The sequence below is a fragment of the Methylobacterium sp. J-043 genome, from assembly GCF_022829505.1.
Classification (GTDB): Bacteria; Pseudomonadota; Alphaproteobacteria; order Rhizobiales; family Beijerinckiaceae; genus Methylobacterium; species Methylobacterium extorquens_A.
Genome location: NZ_JAKSYB010000058.1, coordinates 1 through 18,587 on the forward strand (window position 1 = coordinate 1; position 18,587 = coordinate 18,587).

Sequence of the window (18,587 nt, forward strand, 5' to 3'; positions counted from 1 at the left end):
GCCCGGCACACCGCGTAGGATGAGCAGGTCGGACAGCACGTCGATGACGTCCGCCGCCTTGAGTTTGCGCGCCACCCGGATCGCCAGGCACTCACGCGTGAACGCATCGACCACGTTGAGCATCCGGAACTTGCGCCCGTCATGGGTGCGAGCCTCGACGAAGTCGTAAGGACCAGACGTGATCGCGATGCTGCGCTCGCAGTCGCAGGCAGGAGCCATCCCCGTCCCAGATGCGGTCACGCTGGGGCTGCTTGGCCGGGACCTTCAGGCCTTCCTGCCGCCAGATCCGCTCCACGCGCTTGTCGTTGACTAGCCAACCGGCGGCCTTCAGCAATGCGCTGATCTTCCGATAGCAGTAGCGGCCCTACCGCGCCGCCAGCTCGACGAGATCGGCTGTCAGGGCGGCCTCGTCGTCTCTGCCCCGCGGCGCCTTGCGCTGCGTCGAGCGATGCTGCCCGAACGCCCGGCAGGCCCGGCGCTCGGACACCTCCATCGTCTTCACGATGGGCTCGACATAGGCGCGGCGGCGCGCGGGGCTCGGAAGTTTCCCCGAGCCGCCTCCTGCAGGATCAGCTTGTCCAGCGTCAGGTCGGCAATCGCCTTGCGCAGCCGCTGGTTCTCGACCTCCAGGTCCTTCATCCGTCACACCTGATCCGTCTTCAGGCCGCCGAACTCCTTGCGCCAACGGTCGTACGTCACCTCCGTCACACCGAGGGCGCGGATCACCGCGCCCACGCTCTGGCCCTGCGCAATCAGCACGTCCGCCTGCCGCAGCTTGGCGACCACATCCTCCGGCTTGTGCCGGTTCGTTCCCATCCGTCCGTCCTCGTCCTGGCCCGCAGGCCGCCTAAGAGCCTGTTTGAGGTCCTCCGCCGGCCGTCCCCATCTGTCTCGTGTCACCAACACACGATCCGTCTGGCTGGACGGAGGAGAGAGCAGATGTGGACGCACCGGCATCGGACGCGTCATGAGACGCGCCTGAAGGATGTAGTGATGCAGGCGGGCCTGGATGAGGTGACCCGCTTCCTCGAACGAGCGGACCCGCCGACCCGGCCGAACGCCAATTCGGCGCGTGCGGTGATGGCGGCCGTTGCTTGGCACTTGCGTACAGGCGGCGGATGGCGGGCACTACCTGACGGTTTCCTGCCGTGGCGTACGGTCTATGGCTGGTTCCGACGCTGGGTGGACAGAGGTCTGTTCGAGACTCTGATGCGGGCGCTGGCACGCCGTCAGCGCCGTCGCTGCGGGCGGCGGCCGACGCCGACCCTGGCGATCATCGACACACAAAGCGTCAAGTGCATCTGTGAGCGCAGGCCGCGTGGCTACGACGGCGCCAAGAAGGTCATCGGCCGCAAACGCGTGCTGATGGTCGATGCCGAAGGGCACATCCTGGCACTCGCCGTGGTGCCAGCCGACGTGCAGGATTGCGATACGTTGCCGACGCTGGATCAGGCTAAGCCGCTCTGGCCGAACGTGCGCCGGGCCGTTCTCGACGGCGTCTTTCGGGCCAAGCGCTGCGAGGAGTGGTGTCACGTCCACGGCATGCGCTGCGAAGTCGTCAAGAAGGACCCCGATCAGACGGGCTTCGTCGTGCTGAAGCGCCGCTGGGTCGTGGAGCGGACCTTCGGCTGGTTCAGCCACTGGGGCGGCCTATTGCGCGAGCGGGCCGGCCGCCTCGATGTCGCGACCGGCCGTCTTGCCTGCGTCGCCTGCCTGATGGCCGCCAACGCCCTCAACAATCCAGCCTCAGGTTTCGTCCTCAAACAGGCTCTGAGCGCGAACCACTTCAATGGGGGCGGATCACGGTCGTGCTGCCGGTGCCTCGCGTGCGAGAGCCGATCGAGGAACCTCAGCGCGCGGAGATCGAGCCGGGCGACGATGCGGCTGCGCTGGGGTTAAACGAGATACGCCGCCCTGGTGGGGCGGCGCTTCACGAAACAGTTAGGCCGGGTCAAGTTGTCTGCTTCGAGAGAATATCCTGACGCTGCTCCTCCGTCAGAGCCCGCGTCGGGATGTAGTTCATACAGTACTTACTTTGTACCAAAATCAAAACATGCTGATCGTCGAGAATTTTGCTATAATCGCTCCATTCGTGCGTCATACGTCCTTTGATATTATTATATGTCACAGAATTTTGGTCCCACTCGACATCAACAGGGTACTGAAGGTGCTTATTCCTGCTCCAAATTAACCGTGTCTGTAGTGGTAGTACGGCGTAACCCATTACGAGGAATGCCAGCAGCCCTAGTAGTGCGCAGGAGGCAAACATCAGCATAGCGATCAGCGCAGTCAGCACTGATGCGTTTGAGCCATTGGAATACAGGACATAAACAACGACTACGACAATGATTGCGGCCCAAATAGATAGAAATTTTTTAGAGTAAGTGGTTCGGCAAAAATAGAGGCGGCTACACGCCAGCGCGTCATTGAGCGTAGGCTCATAAGAAGTCTGGTAGGTCGTCATTTACATTCTTGCTCGACCGAATTTCTCGCGGCAACGAGCATAGCTTGCACCTACCGATTGTGAAAGGTCGGCTAAGCAGAAACGAAAAACGCCGCCCTGATGGGGGCGGCGCTTCACCAAACAGTTCCTGGGAGGTTCAGGCGGCGATCACCGTCCCCGCCGTCACACGTGGGCGGTGGATGTGTAGGATCGCGACGCAGACGTACAATCCCACGAGGATGTCCCGGCACCGGAGCCGCCACGCCCCATCGAGATCGGCCCACGCCCAATCGCGTTCGAGGATGTCGCGGAACGCGCCCTTCAGGTGCTCGACCGAATTGTTTTCCAGGGCCGTCGCCATCGGGGCGAACATGCCCTCGCTCAGGATTTGGCTCGCATCGAGCGCCCGGCCGCAGAGGCTGGAGTCTGCGCCAACGATCTCCGCCAGATCGTCCGCCGCCGCCTGACAGACGGCGAACATGAGGGGGGAGATCGCAGGGCGCTCGACCCATGAGAACCGCTTGCCGCGATTGCGCACCCGGAGTTTGAGGGCGACGACCCGCTCGCGCCAGCTTACGTCGAAGAACATCGCCTCAAACGAGGATACAAACATGAGGTGGCAATGCAATTGTTTCATTATTCTAAATAAAATTGTAGGGAAATATCGAAGCGATTTGGTTTATTAGATTAATATCCCGGAGCGGTACAGTCCGATGGCTGTGGCGGCGACGATCGCGAGGAAGATGAACTCTGGCATTATTCGCTCCTCAGGTCTTTGCGGAAGAGACGGAGAAGGGCGACGACGATGAGCAGCGGCGCGAGGTAGGCGGCGAGGCGTAGGAGATCACTCATCGCGATCCTCCCGCTGTTGGGCGTCCCGCTTGAGACCGAGGCCGATGAGGTAGGCGGCGAGGAGGGCGGTGAGGGTGACCGCGACAAAGAAGGCGGTCGGGATGTAGCCCGGAGTGAGCCACCCAAGGCCGATGCCGATGATGACGATGAGGATGTACGCCATCAGGCGGCTTTCGCCGCGTTCTCAAGCTCCGCCATGTCCACGCAGTCGTGGAAGGCGAGGTAAGAAGCGTCGGGGGAGAAGCCCCACTCGCCCATCTGGCGAAAGGACCGGGCGCGAGCGGTCGTGATGACGACTGCCGCGCGGCGACCCTGGGGGAGAGCTTTGCGGAAGGTAGCGACGGTGCGGGTTTCGAGGCGGTGGCGGTTCATGTCTGGCGGCTCCGTGAGCGAGCTAGACAGTGATAATCGTCCCCGTTCCACCGTGCCCGGAGAGCCTTTTTGACACAGCCTCGCCCCTCGCTAAGCGGAGCCGTATGGGACGCCCCCCGCTCAACATCGAAGAGACCAAGGTCCGGCTGAGCACGGCCACGAAGGCGCGCATCGCCGCGATGGTGGGCACCTACGGGATGGCGCAGTACATTCGCACGGCCGTCGAAGTGAAGCTGGCCCGCGATGAGAAGCGTCCCGCGCCCAAGGCTTCCAACGATTCCGCCGACGCCTGAAAACCGAGCGATCGGCGCAACGGTCGCGCAACCGTTGGGGGGTATGGTCCGACATCCTCGCAAATGGTCGCCATGCCCCTACGGTCACGCCAGATGCTCGCCGTCGCGGTGATGTTAATCGTGACCGCCTGTGGAGAGAAGCCGCCGGAGTACGTCTCTCCTACGGGCTTCCGGCCGTTCGTCTTCCGCGAGGAAGGAATGCGAATCACCTACTACATGCTTGACGTGATTGAGGAAGATGGCCCCCACGTGCGATTTGTGACGAAGCTGTGGGCCGATCTTCGCGGACCGGCGAGCCAGTCGATCACCTACGCTACTCGCCGCGCTGACTGTGATCGGCTCCGCTATCAAACGATCGGCGTGGGCAAAACAGTTGCAGAGATGGAGCGGGACCGTCGCGACGAACGGTGGGTAGAGCCTGCATTCGATCCCGGTGAAGCCGCCGCGATGATGACGGCGTGCCGAGTGGCGAAGAAGCTAAAGTCGGCGATCGATCCCGCCCAAGGGTCTGAGCGGGATCGTCGGGGAGATGTTGGCCTTGGACGGTCAGGGACGGCATCACCGTCACATCCGTCATAAGCTGATCCGCCCCCATCGAAGTGGTCCGCCTTACAGCCGCGAATGAGTTTGAGACGGGCGAGGCCGCTGCGGTGAGCCGAACCCAGCCGTGGTTGACACCTTGACCGAACCATCCCGCCTGCTGCGCGTTCCCTCTTCGTTCTGGTCGGGAGACTCGAAGGGTATGCGCCAAGACGCTCTGCCGAACGCGCCGTTGCGTGCCACTCGTAGCGGTCTCGTCGAGGGCATCGCACGGGCCTACCTCGTGACCGCTCAAGGCGACGCTGAGGCCGCGCTTCACGCCGCCATCGCGGACGCACTGGCCGACCTCTGCGAAGCCGAACGCCGAACGCGTCGCCAGGATCGGCTCATCTCCCGTGGCTACGTGCGGGCGGCCCTTCACGGGCCCGTTCGGTAGCACCGTCATGCGCGCGCCTATCCGGCCTGACGTCCCCTGCCTCGCGGCTTATCCTTACGGCATTGTGCGCGCGGCGTGCCCGCATTGTCCGAACCGCAAGGGCAGCTACCGGCTCGCTCGCTTGGCCGCTCGGCTTGGCCCTGAGACCCCGCAGGAGGATGTGCTTCAGCGCATCGCCTTCGACTGCCCATGGCTCGATGAGCGCCACCCCAGGGCCAAGAGCCAGTACGTGCCGAAGTGCAAGGCCCACTTCCCCGACCTCGAAGCGGCCAGCCCGCGGCCCCCCTGACATACCGCCTAGGCTGATGAAGCTCCGAGTGGTCCAGAGAGGGAAGGCGTAGCTGTGCCAAAAATTCCGCCTTCAGAGTGCCTTCCGCTTGGCCGTCGTCCGGCGCCGCTGGGTTCTCCGCTTCGGCTTGCTCAGCGTGCCCGTAACGGGCTTCAACATTTCCGTGAGCGCCGCACGTTGCTGGCGGCGCACCGCGTTGGCAGCGTGGCCTCCCCACCATCCGAGCGCCCCGTTGACGGACGAAAGCCATAGGCTGAGTGCGGGGTTCTTCATGGTGCGACCTCCGAGGGGGCAACGGGCTCGGCGGGGATCGAGTTCACCAACTCTAGAACCTCCGACAGGTGATCGAGGCTGGGGCCGGGGTTCGAAGCGGCACCTTCCGGCCACTGAGCGCACCCTCGGAACCAAGCCGTCTGCATTCCAACTGCGTGAGCGCCGAGAACGTCCGCGGTGGGGTTGTCACCCACGAACAGGCATCGAGATGGCTGGGTCCGGCAGAGGTTCGCCGCGCGGAGAAAGAGTGCCGCGTCGGGCTTCCGTAGCCCCTCCCTCTCCGAGATAAGGACGGCATCAACCAGCCGGTCGAGTTCGAGCGCTTCGATATGCTTCGACTGAAACGCCGTTTCACCGTTCGTAACGATGCCGAGCGAGAGCCCTCGCGCGCGCAGCGCTGTTAAAAGCTCTCTCATCCCGTCAAAGGGTTGGGCGAACCGTGAACAGCGGGAGCGATAATCAGCCAACAGCGCGTCAGCGTGGTCCGTACGCCCGCCGAACTCACTCAGGATGGCCGGGTAAACGACCGACTTGTGGACGTGCCCCCGTCGATCCAGCACGAGAAAGCGCGCGCACCACTCGTCAGACTGAACGTCGCCCAGGTGTTCGGCGTGCCACTCGAACTGTTCCCGTAGAAACGCCTTCAAGGAGTTGGTGCGATCCAGCAGCGTTTCGTCCAGATCGAAGAGAACGGCGTTGATCACGGTATCGAAGCGCCCCCGCACGGCACATGCCAGCCACCTAGAGGCGCGTGTCCGCCTGCCCATACGACCATCAAGCTGGCCCCATGTGCAACCTCTACAGCCTCACCCGGCCCCAGGATGAGATACGGCGCTGGTTCGACGTGAGCCACGACAGCGTCGGCAACCTCCCTCCCATGCCCGGCATCTTCCCGGACCAGATGGCCCCCGTGGTCTTCGCGGGTAGAGAGGGCCATGAGCTGACCATGATGCGGTGGGGCATCCCTGGTCCGAAGACTTACGGGGAGCATCCCGTCACCAACGTCCGCAACGTGAAGAGCCCGCATTGGCGCCCGTGGCTCAAGCCTGAGTTCCGCTGCCTCGTGCCTGTCTCATCGTTTAGCGAGTACGCCGACACGAAGCCTCGTAAGACCCCCGTGTGGTTTGCCCTGGACGATGACCGGCAACTGTTCGCCTTCGCGGGTATCTGGCGTCCCTGGACGGGCGTGAGGGGGACCAAGAAGGAGAACCCCGACAGGATCGAGGAGAAGCACTGTCTGTTCTCCTTCCTCACGACGGAGGCCAATGGCGTGGTCGGACCCGTGCATCCGAAGGCCATGCCCGTGCTGCTTACGACGAAGGAGGAGTGCGGAACGTGGCTTGAGTCGCCCACGGAGGAGGCGCTGGGGCTGCAACGTCCGCTGTCTGATGGGCTGATGAAGGAGGTAGCGCGCGGCGAGCGTCACGATGGAGAGGCCGCCGCATAGATGCGTCGTGCGCTTCGCGGTGACGCGAGAGGACAAAAAGTTGTTGGCCCGGCGGCTCCGAGCTGGGGTTCATATCAACGCAATTTTGGGGTTCACGGCCAGAAACCATGAGCCATAAGGCGTTGCAAATGAATGTGGTTTTCGTGCCAGAGGGGAATGGCGCGCCCTGCGGGAGGGCTTTCCAAACAACCTGTGGAGCAAAAAAGTAAACGAAATCAGTCATCTAGCTTGTGGCTAAAACGGGGTGCATAGTTGTGGCTAAACCCCACGGCTAAACGCGACCGGAGCCCTGCCAATGCGCCCGCCTGGACGTCCCGGCAACTATGTATTCCTGCCGCCTAAATCGACCGTCTATCACATCCGTTTCCAGTATCCGGCCACGGATAGCCATCCGAAGGCTGAGAAAGTCGTGATGTCCCTGGGTACGCGGGATCATCGTGAAGCAATCCGTAAGTCGCAGAGCTTCATTGACGCTCATATTGCCGCTTTGGCCGAACGTAAGCGTGGGCCCGCGACCAGTGAGAAGCGCGCCCAAATGACGATCCAGCGGCAGCGCTACAACTTAGGGGTCAACATTCTCGAAGATGGCCGCTGCGTCATCGTGGCGCAGGACAACCCCACTGTGGCCGAGATCGTGGACAAGACGGGGAAAAGGACCTTCGAAGCAAACGTAGTCGATGAGCCTATTCCGGGGGCAACAATATCGGAGCCCGAGTATTGGGCGGCGATCGAGGTTGACCAGCTTGTAGTCGAAGACCCAGAAACCGGGCTCGACATTGATGCAGACTGCCCAGAGTGGCGCGACAGAGCCAAGGCGAAGAAGGAAGTCCGTCCGCCGGTCGTCAAGCGCGGCGACGATCCCGACTTAGAGCTACTGGAGCTATGGGTAAAGAACCAGTCGGTGACCCCGCATATCGAGCGGGAAGCCCGGTTGGTGTTCGAGACCTTCAAGCGGCTGACCAACAACAAGCGCTTCGAACAGTGCGGCTACGTCGATGGCGTGGCGCTCGCCGATCACCTGTTTCTCACGAACCGCTGGCCGACCGTCCGGAAGAAGGTCGGGCACATGCGGGCGATCGTGAACTTCGCCGAGAAGCGCGGTCTCTTCGACGGCCGGAACCCATTCGCGAATGTGATGCGTAAAGAACGCCCCGGAGACATCCGGAAGCGCTTCGCGCTTACAGACGATGACATGAAGCTGATGCGCGATCTTGGCCCTACGCTGCTGAAGGCTGACGAATGGCTGCTCTGGGTGCTGTTGGCGACCACCGGGATGCGCCTCAGCGAGGCAATCCAGATCAGTGGCGAGCGGGTAGAGAAAGGAATTCGTTACATCGAAATCGCAGACGGGAAGACGGCACAATCCCAGCGGCGTGTGCCGCTTCCGAAAGATGTCCTTCCTCTACTCCCGCCGAAGATCACCGGGCGGATGTTTTCGGGCAGGACGATACCAGCTTGGTCGAAGCACCTGAATCGGATGATGAACACCATCGGCATCGAAGACACGTCGAAGGTGGTCCACTCACTGCGTCACCGGGCCAAGGACCGCCTTCGGGCAGAGGGTGTCGGGATAGTGGATCAGTACGAAATCCTGGGCCACGAAAAGAAGACGGTGGCGGCAGGCTATGGACACGGGTCACCGCTGACGCTGCTGAAGCCCATGATAGACAGGATCGGCTACTGACAACGGTGCGATACCCGGCACCCAATGTGGCGCCCCGGTAGTAATTCGTTTACGAAAATGACTCACGCGTAGAGCCGTGGGTTTGCCCACTCGTGAGAAGGTGGAACAGTCCACTTTCTTGTTCGTGGGGGCGTGATCTCGTGTTCGAGCCCACGCGTAGATTCGTTGGATGGTGGGGCGCGTAGCATGAAAACGGTAGCGGTGATTGGCCTGAAGGGCGGCTCCTCCAAGAGCACCGCCGTCCTACATCTCGCAGTCTGCGCAGAGGCCGCCGGGCTATCGGTGGCGGTGATCGATGCCGATCCGCAGGCATCGGCGCACAAGTGGTTCGAGCGGCGCGAGGCGGAGTCGCCTTCCATCATTCGCGAGATCGATGGGGACGCCTTCCCCCGGCTTCAGGGGATCGCGAAGAAGAACGGCACCGACCTCCTACTGATCGACACGGCGGGTAAGGCGGAAACGACAGCACTTGCGGCCTGCGAGATCGCCGACCTCGTTCTGGTGCCGATCCGGCCCACACAGTTCGATCTGGAGACGCTGGGGACGGTGAAGCGGACCGTGCGCATCGCCGAGCGCTTGAACAACACCTGGGTGATGCTGGCCCAGGTGCCCACCGGTAGCAACGCCCGCCGCATGATCGAGGAAGGGGAAGCGGCAATCCATGCCTATGGCCTGCAATGTGCCCCGGTCCGTATGGCAACGCGCGCTGACTTCGCCTACGCGATGTCGGCCGGTCTGACCGCCACCGAGTTCGAGGCATCGGGTAAGGCCGCCGCCGAAGCCGACGCGGTGTACGCGTGGGTAAGTGAGCTTTTAGACTTCTCCACGAAACCGGTCCGTGAACTCGTGGGCGCGTAAGGGAGTACACCCGTGGCAAAGAAGGCGACGGCATTCGACATTCCGGACGACGAGCGCGACGACGGTGCAGCCCAGGGGACTGCGACGCTCGATGTCGCTGAACAGACGGCAAAGGCTGCCGCTGCGCGTCCTGCCTACCGCGAAGGTCGGAAGAACCTCTCGTTCTGGATCGATGAGAAGGCGTTCCGCGCGTTCAAGGCGATGGTCGCTGAGGAAGGCGGCACGATGCAGGACTACCTGATCAAGATGATCAACACGGAGTTCGCAAGGAAGGGTCGCCCGCAGATTGCCAAGTGAAAGGGGACGGGTCCGCCCGTCCTCTGTCAAAAAGTCCACTCTCCCACGCGTGGAGTAGTGAGTTGGTGCACGGAGCCACTAGCTCACTCGCACGCACTGCGCTAGGGTTCGCTGGCGGATCAGACGAGGGATGTTGATGGCATATCAGGTCACGGGGGGAGGGCGTCCAGCCACCCTGTACGCCAGCGCCGACGCGGCGGTGGTCGAGGCACTGGTGCGGATCGAGGGCGAGCCGGTCGCCTGGGGGGACGGTAACACCGCGACGGATGCGCGCCGCCGGTCCAGCCACAAGCGCGGCTCGCCCCGCATTCGTGTCGATAGCGGGCACATCTGGGCCTACAATGAGGCGTATGGGCGGTGGGTGCTCACGGCGCCGGTCGCCAAGCTGCTGGGCGTCCTGGGCCAGGGCGCGGGAATGAACGGGGTGCGGATCATCAGCACCGCGCCGCCGAAATCCTCAATGGCGATTCGGCCCGCATATCACGACGTCCGTCAGGACCTCACGCACTGAAGACGTTTTATGCTCGAAGCATAAAAACATGTATTTCGCGAGTGCTTGCCGGGGACCTCACTGAGAATTTCGATCTCCAAGTATAAAGTTTATTACTCCGTTATATTTGCGAAGATAAGAATGGCGTTGATTGCCTTTCAGACTGCGATATATTCATGGGAGGAAGATTTAGGGGTATCGCAGTGAGTGAATCTGGAAACGAAATGCGTGGAGCAACCGGCATCAGAAAGAGCGGCAACGCAGTTCTCCTGACGGGCTCGTCAATGAGCACCGGGCCCGTCGATCCCAGCCGCGATATTAGTAAGCTGGTATCGGTGACGATGAAGGAAACGGATCGCGCGGACATTGTTAGGCGTGCGGTCGCGCTGAAAGAGTTTACGAAATACAACCTTCAGGATGGATCGCGGCCGACTAAGCGGCAGGCAGCAGAATTGCTGACTGAACTCAATAGCTACGCGTCTCGCATAGTGAGCATTCTCGGTAGTACCGAAAATGTTTCGAAGCCGACGATCAAGAACTAACTAAATACACAGAGCGACCATCCTCAATAAGTGTCGCCTCGCGGTCGCGCCATCAGGCCGCCGTTACCTAGCCGCCGGTTGAGCATGTCTCCTGGCGGCTTTCTTCAAGGGCGGGCTCGATAGCTGAGAACGGAAAAGGCCGACCCCTACGGATCGGCCTTTTCTGTGTGCGGCAACCTTTATCGAACAAAGGCTGTACCTTGCTACGGAAGCTGCGATAGGTTCCGCAGAAGTATTTATCAACCGATGTTGAACGCCTTGCTGACGATACCCCAGATCATCGCAACCAGACCGATTCCGCTCGACGCAGCAAGACCAATTGCCCACCGCCCATAGTGGCGGATACCTTCCTCGATAGACTTGACCCGATCGGACAGAGCTTCGCGGTTCGAGTCGCAGTGCGACCGGATGAGTTCAAGCTTCTGTTCGATCTCTTTGGCGGGCATGAACGTCTGTTGGACCGCCTTCACGTTGTTGAGCTTATGGTCGTACTCGTCGCGGAAAGTGCTGAACTGGAGGGTGACGGACTCCTTCAGCCCGGCAATTTCCTTCGATGAGGATACCTGCCGCTCTTCGATGCGGGCGAGGGCCACCTTCACGTCGGTGGCGAAATTGCTGTCGAGGTCGCTCACTTGCGCACCGCCTTGGCGATATCAACGCCCGACTTGCCCAGGATATACGCGCCGATGCCGTAAGTCGTCAGGTCCCAAAGCTGCTGCGGGATGCCCTTGAACGCGGTGGTGAGATCGGGCCCAGCGCCGAACAGCGACGCGACCATGAAGCCGGTGATCATGGTGAGAGACCAGAAGACGACGGTCGGCCGGGCATTGCGGGTCATCCACGATTCGGATGCGGCGTCGGCCTTCATGACGTCGGCCATCGAGCCCATGATCGCGGATTGGCTCTCGGAGACGGCTTTGATGAGTTCGGCCTGGGCTTCCGCCTGCGCCTTCGGATCAGGGATCACGCGCGCGAGGATCGGGCCAACGGCCTGGAGCAGGATCGGGATGAGGGAGAGCATCAGGCTTTGCGGAACAGGCCCAGCAGGGCCGCTAGAAGCCCCGTGGGGGCGCGTGAGGTCGTCGGGGCCACCGAAGTGGCCGGATTGGTCGAGGCGCCTGCGACAGGCCGCCTGAAGAGATCGGCTTCAGCAGCACGGCGGCGGGTGAGCCCGGTCAGCACCTTCCCCTTGGCCTTGTTCCATCGGGCGAACTGGTCGGCAGCACCGTCGTAGTCGCCTGCGTTGAGCTTCTTCAGTAGGGTCGAAGAGCCGAGATTGCCTTCGCCCAGGTTGAACGCGAAACTGACCAGCGCGTCGAATTGGTTCTGGGTGACCGGCACCCGAACCAGCCGGGCGACCGCGTCTTCGAAGCGCACGAGATCGCGGGCCAGGATGTCGTCGGCTTCCGCCTGGGTGATCCGCATCCCAGCCTTCACAGCGGGTTTGCCCGCCGCCGAAGTATGTCCGATGCCGATAGTCCAGATACCCGCTGGGCACTTGTAGGCGGAGAGTTCACAGCCTTCGAAATCGGTGATCAGGCGCTTGCCGGTTGTGGAAGTTCGCATCCACTATTTAGACGGAGGACTTATACAGCCTTAATCCCGCCTGATCTCTACGTTCCCACCGCACGTCAAGATGCGGCGAGAAGTTCTTCCGCCCGTTTCTTGCCGAACGCAGAGACAAACCCGGCTTTCAACTCCACGAAGAACGGGTCTGCGTGGTCGAGGTAGGTCGCCTCGTTGAAGATGCGCTGCTTCCGGGTGGTCTGCTGCGCCAGCACGACTTCAATGGTCTCGGCCTCCGGGTCAGTGGCGCGAACCCAGATGTCTTTCTTGAAGGTGACGATCGGTTGCGGGGCCACCGGGATGTCGGTGAAAGTCTTCGCAACAGGATCGAAGATTTTCATTCCGAACTCGTTGTGCGGCTTCTCGCCTTCCCAGCCCTGCAACTCAATGAGCATCTGGTTCTGGGGGAACATTCGGCCGAAGTCCGCGAAGACACCCTGCGTGATCCAGCCGAGATCGGTCTTAAGGCAGGCAACGAGTACGCTACCAGGGGCGAACGAGTCCTCAGCACGCGAGAAGTCGTACCAGTCAACGTCGTCGCTCTCCCGTTTGCAGAACATCGTTCCAGCCGGGACGAGCGGGTAACCCTCCGGGCTAACGACGGCTTCGCGTGTATAGGGCACCCACGTGCCATGATCGATAATAGTGTAGGTCATAATCTTAGACGTATCCAACCGTGTACCAATTTCCATATGAGTCTTGCTTCTGAAGATACCTCCAGCGACCACCCTTCCATGAGTCAATAATGAACTGGTTGGACTGCACGTAGCGCGAGGTCAGAACACCACCACCGTAAGGTTCGGCGTAGGACTGATCTTTGTTCCAATCGTTCGACAGGTCGCCCGCATAAGCGAGGCGCACGTCGATAATCGGATTGATCCAGTTGCGCGTGAGGATGCGTTCAAGCTGAAGGTCATCGACCTGAAGGCGGCACGCACCGGCTGGGCCGTCCCATCCGATACGGATTTTGTTGCCGCTCATGTAGTGACCACCACCCTGTTCGACCGGGGTGAAGCCAAGGTTTGCCTGACGGGTTGCAGCCCAAGCATACGAGCGATCTTCGATGCGCTGGTTCAGGTCTCCGAGTTGCTTGGTCCAGACTGCACCACCGGGAGAAATGCGAAACTGGTCGCCGTCGCCTTCATTGTGCGAGTAACGAAAGACACCATCATTGCCGACCCAGAGACGACTGGCATACACTCCGCTATAGAAGAAGTTGAGCGAGGGGTTGGCCTTGCTGATGGTGAGATCGCCCGTCATCGTGTCGCCGGTCTTGGCGATACGCTGGTTTGCCCAATGCTGACCCCAAGCCGAACCACGATCCTCAATGCGAGTGTTCAGCCAACCAAATTCTTTTGTCCAGATGCCGCCACTTGTGTTGACGTACATGAAGTTATCGCCAGTATCACCATTCTGAAGAATGGTATTGCCGAGGCTATCGACCACCCAACGCGCGCGAAGCACACCACCGCGCACAATGTCGATAGCGCTTGCATTGAACGATGGAATGTTGTTGACGATTTGCTGCGTGCCGGTCGCCTTGTTGAAGTAGTTGTTGGCCGTGTTGGTGTTGGCTTCGTCTCTACGCGTTGCGCTCCAAGCGTTTGCGCGATCTTCGATGCGGGTGTTGAGATCACCCAACTGGCGCGTCTGCACATCGCCACCAGGGCCGATGTAGACGTTCCACGTGCCTGCGGTGTGATCCCACAAGTAGGTGCCGCCGTTTTCACGGACTTGCCACTCAACATCTCGCACGCCCGGATAGAGCATACGAACACCTGGGTATGCCTTCGTGATCTGAAGGTTACCGCTCATTGTATCGCCGGTCTTGGCAACACGAGCGCCCGCTTCCTGCCGTGCCCATGCGGCACCGCGTTCGTCACCGTGTGCGTAGGCGCGGTTTTCTATACGGGTATTCAGATCGCCAAGCTGCTTGCTCCAAATTGTGCCGTCATCGGCGACCTGCATCACCCAATCGCCGCCCTTGCCGAGGAAGCCGATGCGGTTGCTGTTGTTGTGAACGTAACGGGTGCCTTCGTCGCCGTCGCGCATTTGGATAGTTGAAGCGTTCTTGCCCTCGCCCACGATCAGGTCGGCCGTGGTGCGGAGATTGCCGTCCGCGAGAATATCGGCGCTGTAGGTACGGAACACATCGCCCTGGAGCGCTGCGTACCTGTAGGGGGTAGCACTTTCTCCGGTTCCGGAACGCATGACGACGTTGTGAGCGCCAGGGTCGCTGTAAATGTAGCCCTGTCCGTTGCCGAGAAGCGTACCAGCGAAGCGAACGGTCGAGTTGAGCGTCGCCTTCAGGTCAGGATTAAAATTGCCCGCGTGCCAGATTTGGTTGCCGCTAATTTTCGGCGTTCCGTTGACGAAGTTGTAGTCACCCCTTTCCGCAGCGATATCAATCGTGGTTCCATTACCCCAGCCGATGTAGCCGTGACGCGCGCCGTCCTTGTCTCGAAATTCGACGTAGCCGGACCGGTCAGCACTTCCCCCCACCAGCGCGGACTGCCCAATACCGGCGGCAGTCTTGACCGTGACGCTACCCGTGAACACGGACCCCGCGAGATCGGCCTTTAGCGCCGGATTGAAGTTGCCGGTCGTCCAGATCGTGCCGCCCGTGCCGCTCTTGAGAACGAAGTCTTCTGAAGCGCCATCGCTAGGACGAAACTGGCGGAATAGCCAATCGTTGCCGCCGCCGACGTTGCGGCTGCTGTAAATCGCCTTGCGTCGGAACGAGGTGGAAGGCGCACCAACATCTTCGATTGAAACGATCGCGTCGCCATTCAGTCCCACGTTTATGTGTGACTTGAAGTCTTTACCGATAATGTTCTGCGCCAGGAAGTTCGTGCCGTCGAACGCGACCGTGATGACTTGTCCGATGACGACTTCACCCGCAGCGACGGCGGAGCCATCGGCGCGCAGCAGAGCACGGTTGCCCAGGTCATTGATGTTGAGCGTGGATGCACCCGTGTTCGTGAAGTTGGCGAAGAACCGGAAGACTTCGCCCTTGGCGTAGGCGGTAGGGCCCACGCTGTAGGCGATGGCGTAGGCGTTGGCCGATCCGGTGCTGGTCACCATCACGTTGCTGCGCGAGTGGGCCCGCTTCACCGCACCCATGACGGCGCGCATGGAGCCGCCGAGTTCGGTGGGCAGGATGCCCGGCGGGACACCGTTCGGGCTGGGCTGCGTGTTGTTGGCATCGGCTTCACTCCACGCGGAGTTCGTAATATCGGCCATCGTTCTCCGTTTTATTCTTGTCGTTGGAGGCTCCGGTATTTATCGTCGGAGCCTCGGCGGCTTATCTCTTCTTCGTCTTGATCTGTGCTTCTTCGATGTCGCGCGCCAGTTCGGTCACGCTCTGACGGAAGCCTGCTTCAAGACCGGGGGTTGCCGCGTACTCAAGCAGCCCTTCGACAGTCCGCCGAACGCCACCCCGCTGCACCTGGGCGCGCGGAAGTCCCGCGAGGTATCCAACCACCGTGGGCGAGGTCAGCAGGATGTCGGCTGTCTTTGTCGCTGCGGCCGATCCTGCCGCGCCACCTGCCACCAGCGCGGCTGACGTGAACTGCGCGGCTCCGACCGCGCCGCCGAAGAGCCCGACCGTGTTCAGCACCTTTTGCATCCCGGAGACATTGGCGGTGTTCGAGTGATTGGCCGAGCGCGCATACCGCTTGGTCTGCGCGGCGATCCGCGCGAGCCGGTCGAGATCGGCGCGGTACGTCTCGTTGGCGGTGCCGGAGAACAGAGCGTTCTTCGCCTCGTCCGACATTCCCTGCCAGCCCTTCAGGAACTTGTTCGAGTTGAAGCCCTCCGGGGTCGAGCCCAGCCGTTCAACGGCCGCCGTCTGAAAGGCGTCCCACGCCTCGTTGCCTTGGCCCTGGACGATCTGGCGACGAGCCGACGCGATGCGGGTGCCGCCCTTCTCCACGCCCTTCAGCATGTTCGTCAGCACGTCTTCATCGACCTTGGCCGTGAGGATGGGGGCAAGATTTTCGTTGACGTTGACCGGGGAGCCCTTGGCGACGCCTGCGCGGTAGGCAGAGTCAGCCGTCTCCCACGCCGCCCGTGCGCCACCACCGGCAGCATCCGCCGCCTGCCCCATCTCGGCCGAAAGGGCATCGTACATCCGGCCAAGGTAGCCCTGTTCGGCGCGGTTCGTCGTCTCGCGCAGCATCGCACCGATTTGGGTCCGGGCCTGCTTCATCGCCTCGAAGGTCGCGCCCCCCGTGATGTCGGTGTTGAGTGCCTGGACCATGCCCACCGCCTCATTCAACTGCGACCCATAGGTGCGCTGACCGAAGGCCGAGATGCCCGCCAGTTCCTGGGCGAGTTCGGCACCGAGTGCACCCATAGCGTTGCCGGGCACCGGCTGGTCGCCAGTGAGCGAACCGACCGCGCCGTAATTGGCTTCGGCCGTCTGCCGGAATCGATCCTGTGCTTCGCCCGCCGCACCCTTCAGGGCCGCGCCGACTTCCTGCGCCGTGCCGGGGGTCGCGGTCGGGGTCGAGGCGGAAGCCATGCCCGCCAGGATGCGGTCATTCTCCGCCGTCATCGCGGCGAAGGCGCGGTCACCCGCTGCTGCCGTGCGCGATCCCGCGACCGGAACGGCACTGACCGCCCGTTCGAGAAACTGCGTCGGGGCGTTGCCGGTGACCATGCCCAGCGTCGGGTCGATGCCGATCGCGCGCATGTCGGTGGCCGCCGCCTCAGTGGCCTGCGTGCCGAAGCCGAGACCGCGACCGGCGGCGCCGATGCCCTTCGCTACAAGACGACCCGCACCTTCACCGACTGCGTTGGCGCCTGCGGTGATCGCCGCGTCCGTAAGCTGCTCACCCGTGGATCGCGTATCTGCGTTTCCGTACCACCAGTTGATACCGCGCTGCGCCGCCTCACGAGCGGCCGTGCCGCCGATCCCCGCGCCTGCCATCGCTCCGGCCGGAACCGCCGCCGGAGCGGCCGGGCCAGCAAGTGCGCCGAGAGCGCCGCCGCCCAGGGCACCGAGACCACCGCCGACCGCTTCGACCAACGAGGGGGCGGCACCAGCGACGTCACTCCACGAGGGCACCCAGCCCTTGTTGTTGTACTTCTGCCACTCGCCCTGTTCGTTCTGGTAGACGAAGTTGTCGCCATCGTACGGCATCGCCGTGGGGTAGTGGCGGCGGAGAGCCGTCAACTGGTCCTCCGGCTTGTTCAGGGCATCGACCTCGAACCGAAGGCGAGCGGGCGCTTCAGCGGTGTCATTGAAACGGTACTGCGCCGTTGCCGAAGGCGTAGCGCCACTCTGACCGGTGACGATCGCCGGTGTTGCGACGCCAGCGTAGGGGTTCGAGGTCTCGGCCTGGACAGGCGCGGCCTGGATCACGGGCGTAGCGAGCCCCGCATAGGGGTTGCCACCCGGAGTCGTGGTGCTGGCTTCGGCGGTCTGAACAGGCGTCGGCGGGGCAGCCTGGATCGGCGCGCCAGGAACCTGGGTCACACCCGAGATGGCGCGCACCGTCAGCGCGTCGGCCTGCCGGGGATCGGCTGCCGCCAACTGCGCGACAGGCTTGGTCGCATCTGAGGACCCGAGGCCGCCGAGCGCGATCATTCCGCCCAACGGATCGGATGGCAGTCCGAAGTTGCCCGCCGATGTCATCTCTCGAACGGAGGGGGAAGGGCCGCCGCTGCCGCGCCCTGAACTGGTCCGGGGCTCCGGCGGCGCCGTGGGGGTCGCGGCGGTGATCGCCGAAATCTGCTCCGGGCTCATCGCGCCGATCTGTTGAGCAAACGAGAGACCGCCGCCCAGACGCTTGCGGGCTTCCGCCCCGGCATTGGCCGGGACTTCATACTGCCGTGTCCAGATGTCGTTACCCGCTCGAACATCATCGCCCGCCGCAAGCAACGCCTTCAGCACGTGGCGGTGACTGCCCTGCAACTCATTGCCAATGTGGGCCACCTGAGCGCGCGGGTCGGTCCACGGTAGGCCCATCTCAGCAGCAGTTCGCTTCAGGGCCGTCGCACGACCCTGGTTCCACTGCCCCATGCCGATACTGTCGCTGCCGTCCGCACCGTCGCCACGGTTCACCGCAGCGGTATTCAGTCCAGCACCGGATTCACCCATGAGGGACCCGATCATTCCAGACGCGGTGCCGCTTGGAATGCCCAATTCATTGAACTTGTTGAGCAGAAGCAGGGCGGTCGGATTGGTCTTCGTAGCCAT

Annotated in this window: 22 protein-coding genes and 1 pseudogene; 11 read left to right on the top strand and 12 right to left on the bottom strand. The window is 62.2% G+C overall.

The window, feature by feature from the left end; genetic code table 11:
* Window positions 1-816: pseudogene (locus MKK50_RS15065) on the bottom strand (IS3 family transposase); the annotation flags it as partial.
* Window positions 817-993: 177 nt separating this feature from the next.
* Here MKK50_RS15065 and MKK50_RS15070 point away from each other — a divergent pair.
* The gene (locus MKK50_RS15070; RefSeq protein WP_499023492.1) at window positions 994-1,899 is read left to right on the top strand and encodes an IS5 family transposase; all 906 of its coding nucleotides are present in this window, start codon (window positions 994-996) and stop codon (window positions 1,897-1,899) included.
* A gap of 52 nt (window positions 1,900-1,951) precedes the next feature.
* Here MKK50_RS15070 and MKK50_RS15075 read toward each other — a convergent pair whose 3' ends face one another.
* The 4 genes from MKK50_RS15075 to MKK50_RS15090 form a co-directional block, all read right to left on the bottom strand.
* Window positions 1,952-2,464 carry a YcxB family protein gene (locus MKK50_RS15075; protein WP_499023495.1) on the bottom strand — a complete coding sequence of 171 codons (513 nt, stop codon included), beginning with the start codon at window positions 2,462-2,464 and terminating at the stop codon, window positions 1,952-1,954.
* Window positions 2,465-2,600: 136 nt separating this feature from the next.
* Complete coding sequence (locus tag MKK50_RS15080; RefSeq protein ID WP_499023497.1) at window positions 2,601-3,032, bottom strand: hypothetical protein; 432 nt, start codon at window positions 3,030-3,032, stop codon at window positions 2,601-2,603.
* A gap of 255 nt (window positions 3,033-3,287) precedes the next feature.
* A complete protein-coding gene (locus MKK50_RS15085; RefSeq protein ID WP_499023499.1) occupies window positions 3,288-3,458 on the bottom strand; it encodes a hypothetical protein in 171 nt (56 codons plus the stop codon).
* Complete coding sequence (locus tag MKK50_RS15090) at window positions 3,458-3,667, bottom strand: hypothetical protein (protein WP_499023501.1); 210 nt, start codon at window positions 3,665-3,667, stop codon at window positions 3,458-3,460. The genes MKK50_RS15085 and MKK50_RS15090 overlap by 1 nt, the downstream gene beginning before the upstream one ends.
* A 104-nt stretch (window positions 3,668-3,771) precedes the next feature.
* Here MKK50_RS15090 and MKK50_RS15095 point away from each other — a divergent pair, with 104 nt between their 5' ends.
* The 4 genes from MKK50_RS15095 to MKK50_RS15110 all read left to right on the top strand — a co-directional run bounded on the left by MKK50_RS15095 (window position 3,772) and on the right by MKK50_RS15110 (window position 5,225).
* Window positions 3,772-3,960 (top strand): hypothetical protein, encoded by a 189-nt coding sequence (locus MKK50_RS15095; protein ID WP_499023503.1) that lies wholly within the window; start codon window positions 3,772-3,774, stop codon window positions 3,958-3,960.
* 93 nt (window positions 3,961-4,053) lie between these two features.
* Window positions 4,054-4,539, top strand: a complete 486-nt coding sequence (locus MKK50_RS15100) for a hypothetical protein (RefSeq protein WP_499023506.1) — start codon at window positions 4,054-4,056, stop codon at window positions 4,537-4,539.
* A gap of 163 nt (window positions 4,540-4,702) precedes the next feature.
* A complete protein-coding gene (locus MKK50_RS15105) occupies window positions 4,703-4,936 on the top strand; it encodes a hypothetical protein (RefSeq protein ID WP_499023508.1) in 234 nt (77 codons plus the stop codon).
* Between the two features lie 160 nt (window positions 4,937-5,096).
* On the top strand, window positions 5,097-5,225 hold the full coding sequence (locus MKK50_RS15110; RefSeq protein WP_499023510.1) for a hypothetical protein: 129 nt from the start codon (window positions 5,097-5,099) through the stop codon (window positions 5,223-5,225).
* Between the two features lie 269 nt (window positions 5,226-5,494).
* Here MKK50_RS15110 and MKK50_RS15115 read toward each other — a convergent pair whose 3' ends face one another.
* Window positions 5,495-6,202, bottom strand: coding sequence for an HAD family hydrolase (locus tag MKK50_RS15115; protein ID WP_499023513.1), 708 nt, complete (start codon window positions 6,200-6,202; stop codon window positions 5,495-5,497).
* 83 nt (window positions 6,203-6,285) lie between these two features.
* Between MKK50_RS15115 and MKK50_RS15120 the strand changes: the two genes are divergently transcribed.
* From MKK50_RS15120 to MKK50_RS15145, 6 genes are all read left to right on the top strand, one after another.
* On the top strand, window positions 6,286-6,945 hold the full coding sequence (locus MKK50_RS15120) for an SOS response-associated peptidase (protein WP_499023515.1): 660 nt from the start codon (window positions 6,286-6,288) through the stop codon (window positions 6,943-6,945).
* 295 nt (window positions 6,946-7,240) lie between these two features.
* Window positions 7,241-8,629: a tyrosine-type recombinase/integrase gene (locus MKK50_RS15125; RefSeq protein WP_499023518.1), complete on the top strand. Its 1,389-nt coding sequence runs from the start codon at window positions 7,241-7,243 to the stop codon at window positions 8,627-8,629.
* A 186-nt stretch (window positions 8,630-8,815) separates the two neighbouring features.
* Complete coding sequence (locus MKK50_RS15130; protein ID WP_499023521.1) at window positions 8,816-9,487, top strand: division plane positioning ATPase MipZ; 672 nt, start codon at window positions 8,816-8,818, stop codon at window positions 9,485-9,487.
* A gap of 12 nt (window positions 9,488-9,499) precedes the next feature.
* Window positions 9,500-9,784 (top strand): hypothetical protein, encoded by a 285-nt coding sequence (locus tag MKK50_RS15135; RefSeq protein WP_499023523.1) that lies wholly within the window; start codon window positions 9,500-9,502, stop codon window positions 9,782-9,784.
* A gap of 136 nt (window positions 9,785-9,920) precedes the next feature.
* A complete protein-coding gene (locus MKK50_RS15140; RefSeq protein ID WP_499023527.1) occupies window positions 9,921-10,295 on the top strand; it encodes a hypothetical protein in 375 nt (124 codons plus the stop codon).
* Between the two features lie 203 nt (window positions 10,296-10,498).
* The gene (locus tag MKK50_RS15145) at window positions 10,499-10,816 is read left to right on the top strand and encodes a hypothetical protein (RefSeq protein WP_499023530.1); all 318 of its coding nucleotides are present in this window, start codon (window positions 10,499-10,501) and stop codon (window positions 10,814-10,816) included.
* Between the two features lie 239 nt (window positions 10,817-11,055).
* On the opposite strand, the gene MKK50_RS15150 is transcribed toward MKK50_RS15145, so the two are convergent.
* From MKK50_RS15150 to MKK50_RS15175, 6 genes are all read right to left on the bottom strand, one after another.
* On the bottom strand, window positions 11,056-11,448 hold the full coding sequence (locus tag MKK50_RS15150) for a hypothetical protein (RefSeq protein WP_499023533.1): 393 nt from the start codon (window positions 11,446-11,448) through the stop codon (window positions 11,056-11,058).
* A complete protein-coding gene (locus MKK50_RS15155) occupies window positions 11,445-11,837 on the bottom strand; it encodes a 3TM-type holin (RefSeq protein WP_499023534.1) in 393 nt (130 codons plus the stop codon). Before MKK50_RS15155 ends, MKK50_RS15150 begins: the two co-directional genes overlap by 4 nt.
* A complete protein-coding gene (locus tag MKK50_RS15160) occupies window positions 11,837-12,382 on the bottom strand; it encodes a lysozyme (RefSeq protein ID WP_499023535.1) in 546 nt (181 codons plus the stop codon). Before MKK50_RS15160 ends, MKK50_RS15155 begins: the two co-directional genes overlap by 1 nt.
* Window positions 12,383-12,447: 65 nt before the next feature.
* Window positions 12,448-13,038 carry a hypothetical protein gene (locus MKK50_RS15165; RefSeq protein WP_499023537.1) on the bottom strand — a complete coding sequence of 197 codons (591 nt, stop codon included), beginning with the start codon at window positions 13,036-13,038 and terminating at the stop codon, window positions 12,448-12,450.
* A 4-nt stretch (window positions 13,039-13,042) separates the two neighbouring features.
* Complete coding sequence (locus MKK50_RS15170; protein WP_499023539.1) at window positions 13,043-15,625, bottom strand: hypothetical protein; 2,583 nt, start codon at window positions 15,623-15,625, stop codon at window positions 13,043-13,045.
* A 61-nt stretch (window positions 15,626-15,686) separates the two neighbouring features.
* Window positions 15,687-18,587: a phage tail tip lysozyme gene (locus MKK50_RS15175; RefSeq protein ID WP_499023541.1), complete on the bottom strand. Its 2,901-nt coding sequence runs from the start codon at window positions 18,585-18,587 to the stop codon at window positions 15,687-15,689.